The following is a 9513-nucleotide window of genomic DNA, read 5'->3' as shown; positions in this document are numbered from 1 at the left end:
CACGATGCGGCGGTAGTGATGGATCAGCAGGATCCGGGCGGTGAAGGCCTGGCCGTCGGAGAGCGCCTCGCCGCGTTCGATGCTGGCCTTGAGCGGCGCGAAGGAGGCGCTGAACCTGCGGTAGGCGTCCGCCGTCCGCTCCAGCGCCCAGCTCTCCTGGACCAGCCGCCGCGCCATGTCGGAGCCGGCCGAGGCCTGCAGCCGGATGGCCCCCTCCACCGCGTCCGGCACGGCGATGCTCGAGGGCGCGACGAACACGCCGGGCAGCGGACTGCCGAACCCGGCATCGCGCAGCGCGGTCCGCGCCTGCTCGCGGTCGTCGGCGCTGCCGATCAGCAGCAGTTCGAAGCTGCCGTTCCACTCCGCAGGCGGCGAATCGTAGATGTGCCGGGTGGCGCCGGCAAAGGTCTGCTCGCCGCGCCGGGTCAGGCGATAAAAGCTGTTGCGGCCGCTCCTGGTGCGCTCGAACCAGCCCTCCGCCGTGAGCCGCGACATCGCGGTGCGCACGACGCTGCCGTCGATGGCCAGCCCCTCGAAGAAGGCGAGCAAGGTGCCGAGCCAGACGCTGCCGCCACGCGGCACGATGGCGTCGCCGAACACGGTGATGATCAGCGATCCCGTGCGCGACGGCTCGCTCTTGAGCTGGTTGACGATGCGGGACAGCGGCTGCGGCATGCGCAAGGCTTTAGCCGGTTTCGCCAGATCGCAAAAGAAAAGGCCCGCCGGAAGCGGGCCTCGCAGAGATGATCGACTGAGGCGCGAGACGCGATCAGGCGGTCTTGTTGTAGGCCTTGGCCATGTTCTCCTGGGCGAGCTTGGCGCCCTCGGTGACGAGCTTGCCGACATACTCGCTGGTCGACTTGGCGCGGGCGACGAGCGCCTCGCCTCGGGCACGGGCCAGCTCACCCTGGATCTGAACGGCTTCGCTGATCGACTTGGCGGAGGCCAGGCGATCGATGCCGTCGAAGAACGCCTCGGTGTCCTGGTACAGCGCCTGCTGGATGTTGCGGGTGATCTTGCCGGCCTCGGTCACGCCGTCGAACACGGCGGTCTCAATCGCCGAGGTCACCTTCTCGGAGCCGGCGAGGGCCTCCGCAGCGCGCTCCTTGGCGGTCGACGCGGTCTTCTTGACGAACTCCCGCGCGGACTCGGGCACTTCCATGGTCTGCAGGTTCTTCAGCGCGTCCGTCATCGGCGCAAAGGCGTCCTTCACGGTGTCGAACACGGTATTGGTCTCGGTGGTCATGGTCGTCTCCATCCTCAATGTGTCTGAGCTATGGGCTCGCTCCGTCCCTGTGAAACCGGAGTAACTCAGCTATATCAGCTCGAATGGTGCGTTGCAACATCAATGTTGCAATGCACCAGATGGAAAATTGAGGGAGGAAGTCCAGCGGGCTCGAGAGCCGTTCAGCCGCCCGACGGCCCCTCGCCCGGGCGCGGGCTCGCAGCGGGCATGCCGCCGTGCCTCTTGTTGCGCTTCCCCTGGCGGACCGGCTCGGCCGCCCGGGGGGGAGCCTCGACAGCGCTGGGCTCGGGCTCGACGGGCTGCAGCCCCGGTTCGCTGGCCACGGCAGGCGCCGGAGCGGGCGCCTGCGCAGCCTCGAGCAGCTGAGCGAGCAAAGCCTTGATCTCGCTCAACGCGGGCGAGACATCGGGAGCGGGTTGCGGAACCTTGGACGCGGCGACAAGGCCGCCGAGCAAGGTCTTGATCTCGTTGAGCTCCAGCGTGGGATCGACGGGCGTTGGCGCAACCGGCGGCGCCTTGGACGCGGCGACAAGCGCCTCCAGCATCCCCTTGATATCGTTCAACGTCGCGGTTGGATCGACAACCGGAGCCGGCGCCGCGGGGGCGGCCAGCACCTGCTTGAGCAGCGCCCGCGTCTCGGCGAGTTCGCCTTCGATCGACGTCAACCGCTCGTTCAGCGCGGTGAGCTGACCACGGCTCGGCACGTTCATGCCGGCGAAGTAGTTTTCCATGAGATCGGCCATGGGCTTCTGTCCGTTTCCAGAAGTTGCGGGATCATCGGAGGCGCGGGTCGACGCGCCCATCGGGCGCAACCGCGTGAAGGCCGTGAAGCTCTTCTGCATCTCCCCGACCATCTGCTGCCAGAATGCGATCGGGTCGCCGGCTTTGTTCGTCATCGGCACGCTCCTTCAGGCCAACACAAGACTCAAAACACAACCTATCATAGCACGATCTTGCTGCGATGCGGGAGAACCAAGCGACCGCTTCTCTCGATCGGCGGAACCATGCCATAGAGGATCCGTTGGCCTTGAACGAGGGATCGCCGTGCCTGCCATTGCCCATCAGCCGCCGCAGACCGTCCGCGCCAACGGTATCGACATCTGCTACGAGATCTTCGGTGACCCCGCCGCGCCGCCTCTGCTGCTGATCATGGGCCTCGGCGGGCAGATGATCATCTGGGACGACGAGTTCTGCGAGCAGCTCGCGGCCCGCGGCTTCCGCGTCATCCGCTTCGACAATCGCGACATCGGCCAATCCAGCAAGCTGCATGGCGGGCGCCGGCTGACGCCGTTCGAGCTGCTGAAGCTGCGCTTCTTCAACATCCCGGTCGCGGCCCCCTACAAGATCATCGACATGGCCAAGGACACGGTCGGGCTGATGGACGCGCTCGACATCCCGTCGGCGCATCTGGTCGGCGCCTCGATGGGCGGCATGATCGCCCAGGAGGTCGCGATCAGCTTCCCGCATCGCGTGCGCTCGCTGACCTCGATCATGTCGACCACCGGCAATCCCCGCCTGCCGCCGCCCAAGCGCGAGATCGCGATGCTGCTGATGGCGCCGCCGCCCAAGACCCGCGAGGAGTACATCACGCGCTTCCAGAAGACCTGGCGCGCGCTGCGCGCCGGCTCCTTCCCCGAGGACGAGGCGCGCGACGTGGCGCTCGCCGAGCGCTGCTTTGCGCGCGGCCTCAACCCGGCCGGCGTCGGCCGGCAGCTGCGCGCGATCCTGGCCTCCGGCAGCCGCAAGCCGCGGCTGCACCAGGTGACGGCGCCGACCTTGGTGATCCACGGCAAGCTCGACCCGCTGGTCCATCATGCCGCCGGCACGGACACCGCTGAGTCGATCCCCAATGCCAAGCTGTTGATGATCGAGCGCATGGGCCACGCCATCCCGATCCCGACCTGGGCGCAGATCATCGCCGCGATCGCCGACCACGCCCACGGCGCGAACGCGCAGGCGGCTTGAGACGACCGCCGACCGCCGCCACGTCTGCCTGGAGGCCTCATGGTTCGAGACGCGCCTGCGACGCTCCTCACCATGAGGGTCAACAGGATTGGCCCCTTCCGGCACGATCGTTGCGGAACGGCGGCCTCTCGCCCCTCACCCCGAGGAGCTCGCCTCAGGCGGCGTCTCGAAGGGTGAGGCCCGGATCTCAGCCGGGCCCTCCGAGAACCTCCACCGCCGCCGTTCAGCTTGGCGCTGACCTCGTCCGGATCCAGTAGCAGCCGGCCTCAGTTCCGCGCGGCGAAATCCGCGGTTGCGGCGCGCGGCCGTCAGGCCGACTTCTTGTCACTCGAGCTCGAGCGGCTGCTGCCGAGGCCGGTCATGGTCAGCATCAGATCCTGGAACCGTTCCGCCAGCCGTGGATCGAAGGAGAACCAGCTCTGCATGATGGCTTCGGGGGCCAGCTTGTCGATGTTGCTGGTCATCTGATGCTGCAGCCGGTCCATGACTGCGGTCTGCATCGGACCGAGGTCGGGAAGTCCGAAAAACTGCCGCGCCTCGAGCGGTGTGCAATCGATCTCGATGTTGACTTTCATGTCCGCTCCGCGCTGTTCAAACCATCCCCACACCGATCCAGTCGGGCGCCCCTGCCACGGGACTCCTATCCCGAAGCCCGTTGGAGAGCGCCCAGTATCGCCGCGCCGCCCCCTCTCTAGCAAGCGGCGCGTTGCTGCAGGTGCGCAATTCCCGGGACATGGTCAATCCTGATCCAGCGGACCGGTCGCATCGTTCGATCACGGCGCGTGCACTGCACATCGAGAGCCCCCGGGGGATAACCATATCGTTTAGGCTTAAACAAAGTGCCCTTGTGTGCCGCCGCTGAACTCTGGCAACATATTCGTCATCGACGTGCCGCGGTCCCACAGAAGCTGGGGATCAGTTCGTTCCAGCACGGCATCAGACTTGCAAGCACATCGCCCGGCGTCTTGTTGCTTCTTGAAGTTCGTGCAAGAGGCGCTGCAGACATCACGAACTTCGAAGCAAGGCAGGCCGGTTGAAAACGCGCCTGCCACCAAAACAAGCGTCAAACGCGGAGAATTTGGACATATGTCGGGACGCAAATCCCTGCTCATCGCCGCAGCGGTCGCCTTCGGCCTCGCAATCATGCCGGCTTCGGCGCAGACCCTGCGCTATGCCAACCAGGGCACACTGAAGTCGCTCGATCCCTATACCTTCAAGGAATCGACCACGATTGCGCATCACGCTCACGTCTATGAGGGACTGACCGCGCGCGACAAGGATCTCAAGATCATCCCGGCGCTGGCCGAGAGCTGGGAGACGCCCGAGCCGACCCGCTGGCGCTTCCACCTGCGCAAGGGCGTCAAGTTCCACAATGGTGAACCGTTCACCGCCGACGACGTGATCTTCTCCGCCGACCGCGTCCGCGCCACCGGCTCGAATTTCCTGTCGAACGTTCCGCCGGATGCAAAATTCATCAAGGTCGACGACTACACCGTCGACGTGAAGCTCGATGCGCCCAATCCCATCCTGATCTCGCAGTGGGATACGTGGTTCATCATGAGCAAGAAGTGGTGCGAGGACAACAACGCCGTCGCGCCGACCCCGGTCTCCGCCACCACGCCGAGCTACGCCTCGCTGCACGAGAACGGCACCGGCCCCTTCATCATCGAGAGCCACCAGCCCGGCGTGAAGACCGTGTTCAAGGTCAATCCGAACTGGTGGGGCAAGCCCGAGCATAATCTCAAGGAGATCGTGTTCACGACCATCTCCTCGGATGCCACGCGCGTCGCCGCGCTGCTGTCCGGCGAGGTCGACATCATCGAGCCGGTTCCGGTGCAGGACATCGGCCGCGTCGATTCCAGCCCGAATGCCCAGGTCCTCAAGGGGCCCGAGCTGCGCACGATCTTCCTCGGCATGGACGAGTCCCGCGACGAGCTGCTCTACTCGAACGTCAAGGGCAAGAACCCGTTCAAGGACGTTCGCGTCCGCGAGGCGTTCTACAAGGCGATCGACGTCGAGCTGATCAAGACCCGCGTCATGCGCGGCCTGTCGACGCCGTCGGCGCTGATGATCGCACCTGAGCTGTTCCCGCTGTCGAAGGAGTTCACGCGGCCGAAATACGATCCGGACGCCGCCAAGAAGCTCCTGACCGAGGCCGGCTACCCCGACGGCTTCGAGGTCGGCATGGACTGCCCGAACGACCGCTACGTCAACGACGCAGCGATCTGCCAGGCCGTGGTCGGCATGCTCGCCCGCATCGGCGTCAAGGTGAACCTGAACGCGCAGCCGAAGGCGCAGTACTTCGCCAAGGTGCTGAAGCCCGGCGGCTACAACACCTCGTTCTTCCTGCTCGGCTGGACGCCCTCGTCGATGGACGCGCACAACGTGATGCACGACATCATGGGCTGCCGCGAGGATCCGAAGGACCCGACCCGCGGTGAAGCCAACCTCGGCAACTACTGCAACAAGGATTTCGACGCCCTGACCGACAAGGTCCTGGTCGAGACCGACACCGCCAAGCGCAACCAGCTGATCAAGCAGGCCTTCGAGATCGGCATCAAGGATTACGGCTACATCCCGCTGCACCAGCAGGCCGTCGCCTGGGGCGTGTCGAAGAAGGTCAAGATCCCGCTGCGCGCCGACAACGCCGTGCTGATGTTCTGGGCCAACAAGACCGAGTAGTTCGCCCGACGACCAGGAGTCCCGGAAAGCAGAACTGCTTTTCGGGACTTTTCATTTTCCGCGGCAGGTGCTACCCGCCGCGCGATCGAAGGACTGAAAGGACCAGATGCTCGCCTTCACGCTTCGCCGAGCAATTCAGGCCATCGGCGTCATGATCGCCGTCGGGATCATCGCGTTCGCGATGTTCCGCTTCGCCGGCGACCCCGTCAGCCAGCTCGTGCCGATCGACGCATCGGCCGCGGAACGCGCCCAGATCCGCCAGTCCCTCGGCCTCGACGATCCCTTCATCGTGCAGTTCGGCCGCTATCTGTTCGACGCCGCGCAGTTCAAGTTCGGCGTCTCCTACCAGTTCCGCCAGCCCGTCTCCGATCTCTTGAAGGAGCGCATGCCCGCCACGCTCGAGCTCGCGGTCTGCGCCACGATCCTCGCGCTGGTCTTCGGCATCCTGATGGGCGTGTTCTCCGCGCTGCGGCGAGACTCGCTGCTGGCAAAACTGTTCCAGATGGTGTCTCTGATCGGCATCTCGCTGCCGACCTTCCTGATCGGCATCCTCCTGATCTATCTGTTCTCGGTCACGCTCGGCTGGCTGCCCTCGTTCGGCCGCGGCGACGTCGTCAAGCTCGGCTGGTGGAGCAGCGGCCTGTTCACGCTGTCCGGCTGGAAGGCGCTGATCATGCCCTCGATCACGCTCGGCCTGTTCCAGATGACGCTGATCATGCGGCTCGTCCGCGCCGAGATGCTCGAGGTGCTGCGCACCGACTACATCCGCTTCGCCCGCGCCCGGGGCCTGACCACGCGCGCCATCCATTTCGGCCATGCGCTGCGCAACACGCTGGTGCCGGTCATCACCGTGGTCGGCCTGCAGTTCGGCTCGGTGATCGCCTTCTCGATCATCACCGAGCAGGTGTTCCAATGGCCGGGCATGGGCCTCTTGTTCGTGCAGGCGGTGCAGAACGTCGACATCCCGATCATGGCGGCCTATCTGATGATGGTGTCGCTGATCTTCGTCACCATCAATCTCGTGGTTGATATCCTCTACACCGTGGTCGATCCGCGCCTGCGCGCGACCATCAGCCGTCCGGCCTGATCATGAGCGACGCAGCCCTGCCCCACCCCACCCCGGTCGACGCGCCGCGCAAAGCGGCCGATGGCTGGCTGAAGCGCGCCCTGGCGAGCGACCTGTTCTATTCGTTCCGCCGCTCCAAGCTGACGGTCGTCGCCGCGATCGTGACGCTCTTGTTCTTCCTCGTCGCGATTTTCGCGCCGCTGCTGTCGCCGCAGAACCCGTTCGATCCGGCGCAGCTGCAGCTCCTGAACTCCCGCATCGCTCCGCTGTGGACCGCCGACGGCCAGAGCCCGTTCCTGCTCGGCACCGACGAGCAGGGCCGCGACGTGCTTTCCGCCATTCTCTACGGCCTGCGGATCTCGCTCCTGGTCGGTATTCTCGGCGTCGTGTTCTCCGGCGCGCTCGGCATCGGCCTCGGCCTGATCGCGGGCTATTTCGGCGGCCGCGTCGACACGGTGATCATGCGAATCGCCGACGTGCAGCTCACCTTCCCGCCGATCCTGATCGCGCTGCTGGTCAACGGCATCGCCAAATCGGTCTCCGGCAATCGCCTGGACTGGCTCAGCATGCTGGGCGTGCTGGTGCTCGCGATCGGCCTGTCGTTCTGGGTGCAATATGCGCGCACGGTGCGCAGCTCGGTGCTGGTCGAGAAGAACAAGGACTATGTCGCCGCAGCGCAGCTGATCGGCCTGCCGGCCCCCGTCATCATGCTGCGCCACGTGCTGCCCAACACCACCGGGCCGGTGCTGGTCATCGCCACCATCAACCTGGCGCTCGCGATCATCACCGAGGCGACGTTGTCGTTCCTCGGCTCCGGCATGCCGGAGACGATGCCCTCGCTCGGCACCCTGATCCGGATCGGCAACAACTATCTGTTCGCCGGCGAATGGTGGATCGTCGCCTTCCCCGGCATCGCGCTGGCCGGCCTGATCCTGGCGATCAACCTGCTCGGCGACTGGCTGCGCGACGCACTCAACCCGAAACTGCGATGACCCTGCTCCTGCGTATGAAGGTCTCCCCCTCATGACCGCCCCCGTTCTGTCCGTGCGCAACCTGCAGGTCGAGTTCGAGACGCGGCGCGGCACCTTGCGCGCCATCGACGGCGTCTCTTACGACATCGCCAAGGGCGAGGTGCTCGGCGTCGTCGGCGAATCCGGCGCCGGCAAGTCCGTCACCGGCTTGGCCGTGATCGGCCTGATCGATCGTCCCGGCCGCATCTCCGGCGGCGAGATCCTGCTGTCCGGCCTGCGCATCGACAACCTCCCGCCGGAGGAGATGCGCAAGGTGCGCGGCAAGCGCATCGGCATGATCTTCCAGGATCCGCTGACCTCGCTGAATCCGCTGTACCGGGTCGGCGACCAGATCATCGAGACCATCAAGACCCACACCAGCCTCACCGACCAGCAGGCGCGCAAGCGCGCCATCGACCTGCTCGCCGAGGTCGGCATCCCCGCGCCCGAGAAGCGTATCGACGGCTATCCGCACGAATTCTCCGGCGGCATGCGCCAGCGCGTCGTGATCGCGCTCGCTTTGTGCGCCGAGCCGGAGCTGATCATCGCCGACGAGCCGACCACTGCGCTCGATGTCTCGGTGCAGGCGCAGATCATCTCGCTGATCAAGCGGCTCGGCCGCGATCACGGCACCGCCGTGATGCTGGTGACCCACGACATGGGCGTGATCGCCGAGACCTGCGACCGCGTCGCGGTGATGTATGCCGGCCGCGTCGCCGAGATCGGCCCGGTGCAGGAGGTGATCAAGAACCCGCTGCATCCCTACGCCAAGGGCCTGATGGGCGCGATCCCGACGCTCGCGGGCGAGGACAAGCGCCTGGTGCAGATTCCCGGCGCGATGCCGCGGCTGTCGGCGATCCCCGCGGGCTGCTCGTTCAACCCGCGCTGCGGCTCTGCCTTCGACCGCTGCCGCGTCGACCGGCCCGATCCGCTGCAGCGGGGCACGCAGGCGGTCGCCTGCCATCTCTACGATCGCGCGACGGAGACCGCGGCATGAGCGATTTCGTCGAGGTCAAGGATCTGCGCCGGGTGTTCGACGTGTCGAAACCCTGGCTCAACCGCGTGATCGAGCGCCAGCCGCAGGAGTTCCTGAAGGCGGTCGACGGCGTCAGCTTCGGCATCCGCAAGGGCGAGACCTTCGCGCTGGTCGGCGAGTCCGGCTCGGGCAAGACGACGGTGGCGCGCATGGTGGTCGGCCTGCTCGGGCCGACCTCGGGCGACGTCATCATCGACGGCGTGTCGATGACCGATCCGCGCCAGGGCCAGGCGCGGCGCAAGCTGCGCCGGCGCATCCAGATGGTGTTCCAGGACCCTTACGCCAGCCTCAACCCGCGCTTCCGTGTGGACTCGATCATCGCCGAGCCGATCCGCGCCTTCAACGTCATCGAGGGCGAGCGCCAGATCAGGGACCGCGTCGGCGAGCTCCTGACCCTGGTCGGACTGCATCCCGATGACGGCCAGAAGTTTCCCCACGAGTTCTCCGGCGGCCAGCGCCAGCGCATCGCGATCGCCCGCGCGCTCGCCTCCGAGGCCGACTTCATCGT

The 9513-nt window shown here is 66.1% G+C and carries 10 protein-coding genes; 6 read left to right on the top strand and 4 right to left on the bottom strand.

Going from position 1 to position 9513, the window contains the following annotated elements:
• The 3 genes from BRAS3809_RS09930 to BRAS3809_RS09920 all read right to left on the bottom strand — a co-directional run.
• Positions 1-675, bottom strand: a 675-nt coding sequence (locus BRAS3809_RS09930) for a PaaX family transcriptional regulator C-terminal domain-containing protein (protein ID WP_035655920.1), incomplete at its 3' end; no start/stop codon positions are given.
• Positions 676-769: 94 nt separating this feature from the next.
• Positions 770-1246, bottom strand: coding sequence for a phasin (locus BRAS3809_RS09925; protein ID WP_008961953.1), 477 nt, complete (start codon positions 1244-1246; stop codon positions 770-772).
• Between the two features lie 161 nt (positions 1247-1407).
• Positions 1408-1989, bottom strand: a complete 582-nt coding sequence (locus BRAS3809_RS09920; protein ID WP_240535639.1) for a hypothetical protein — start codon at positions 1987-1989, stop codon at positions 1408-1410.
• A 301-nt stretch (positions 1990-2290) separates the two neighbouring features.
• Between BRAS3809_RS09920 and BRAS3809_RS09915 the strand changes: the two genes are divergently transcribed.
• Complete coding sequence (locus tag BRAS3809_RS09915) at positions 2291-3211, top strand: alpha/beta fold hydrolase (RefSeq protein WP_008961951.1); 921 nt, start codon at positions 2291-2293, stop codon at positions 3209-3211.
• 308 nt (positions 3212-3519) lie between these two features.
• Here the strand turns inward: BRAS3809_RS09915 and BRAS3809_RS09910 are convergent, their stop codons facing one another.
• The gene (locus BRAS3809_RS09910; RefSeq protein ID WP_008961950.1) at positions 3520-3786 is read right to left on the bottom strand and encodes a DUF6489 family protein; all 267 of its coding nucleotides are present in this window, start codon (positions 3784-3786) and stop codon (positions 3520-3522) included.
• A 511-nt stretch (positions 3787-4297) separates the two neighbouring features.
• Here BRAS3809_RS09910 and BRAS3809_RS09905 point away from each other — a divergent pair.
• The 5 genes from BRAS3809_RS09905 to BRAS3809_RS09885 all read left to right on the top strand — a co-directional run.
• Positions 4298-5893: an ABC transporter substrate-binding protein gene (locus BRAS3809_RS09905; protein ID WP_008961949.1), complete on the top strand. Its 1596-nt coding sequence runs from the start codon at positions 4298-4300 to the stop codon at positions 5891-5893.
• Between the two features lie 106 nt (positions 5894-5999).
• Positions 6000-6980: an ABC transporter permease gene (locus tag BRAS3809_RS09900; protein ID WP_008961948.1), complete on the top strand. Its 981-nt coding sequence runs from the start codon at positions 6000-6002 to the stop codon at positions 6978-6980.
• A 2-nt stretch (positions 6981-6982) separates the two neighbouring features.
• A complete protein-coding gene (locus BRAS3809_RS09895) occupies positions 6983-7951 on the top strand; it encodes an ABC transporter permease (RefSeq protein ID WP_008961947.1) in 969 nt (322 codons plus the stop codon).
• 31 nt (positions 7952-7982) lie between these two features.
• Complete coding sequence (locus BRAS3809_RS09890; RefSeq protein WP_008961946.1) at positions 7983-8966, top strand: ABC transporter ATP-binding protein; 984 nt, start codon at positions 7983-7985, stop codon at positions 8964-8966.
• The coding region (locus BRAS3809_RS09885; protein ID WP_035655917.1) for an ATP-binding cassette domain-containing protein at positions 8963-9513 on the top strand (551 nt) is incomplete at its 3' end. The genes BRAS3809_RS09890 and BRAS3809_RS09885, both read left to right, overlap by 4 nt.

It is taken from the genome of Bradyrhizobium sp. STM 3809, from assembly GCF_000239795.1.
Taxonomy (GTDB): domain Bacteria; phylum Pseudomonadota; class Alphaproteobacteria; order Rhizobiales; family Xanthobacteraceae; genus Bradyrhizobium.
This window is presented reverse-complemented; position numbering and strand designations above follow the sequence as displayed.

Bases quoted from the DNA above. Each gene is read 5' to 3' on its own strand.
- BRAS3809_RS09900 (WP_008961948.1), top strand. From the start codon at position 6,000: ATGCTCGCCTTCACGCTTCGCCGAGCAATTCAGGCCATCGGCGTCATG.
- BRAS3809_RS09925 (WP_008961953.1), bottom strand. From the start codon at position 1,246: ATGACCACCGAGACCAATACCGTGTTCGACACCGTGAAGGACGCCTTT.
- BRAS3809_RS09895 (WP_008961947.1), top strand. From the start codon at position 6,983: ATGAGCGACGCAGCCCTGCCCCACCCCACCCCGGTCGACGCGCCGCGC.
- BRAS3809_RS09890 (WP_008961946.1), top strand. From the start codon at position 7,983: ATGACCGCCCCCGTTCTGTCCGTGCGCAACCTGCAGGTCGAGTTCGAG.
- BRAS3809_RS09905 (WP_008961949.1), top strand. From the start codon at position 4,298: ATGTCGGGACGCAAATCCCTGCTCATCGCCGCAGCGGTCGCCTTCGGC.
- BRAS3809_RS09910 (WP_008961950.1), bottom strand. From the start codon at position 3,786: ATGAAAGTCAACATCGAGATCGATTGCACACCGCTCGAGGCGCGGCAG.
- BRAS3809_RS09920 (WP_240535639.1), bottom strand. From the start codon at position 1,989: ATGGCCGATCTCATGGAAAACTACTTCGCCGGCATGAACGTGCCGAGC.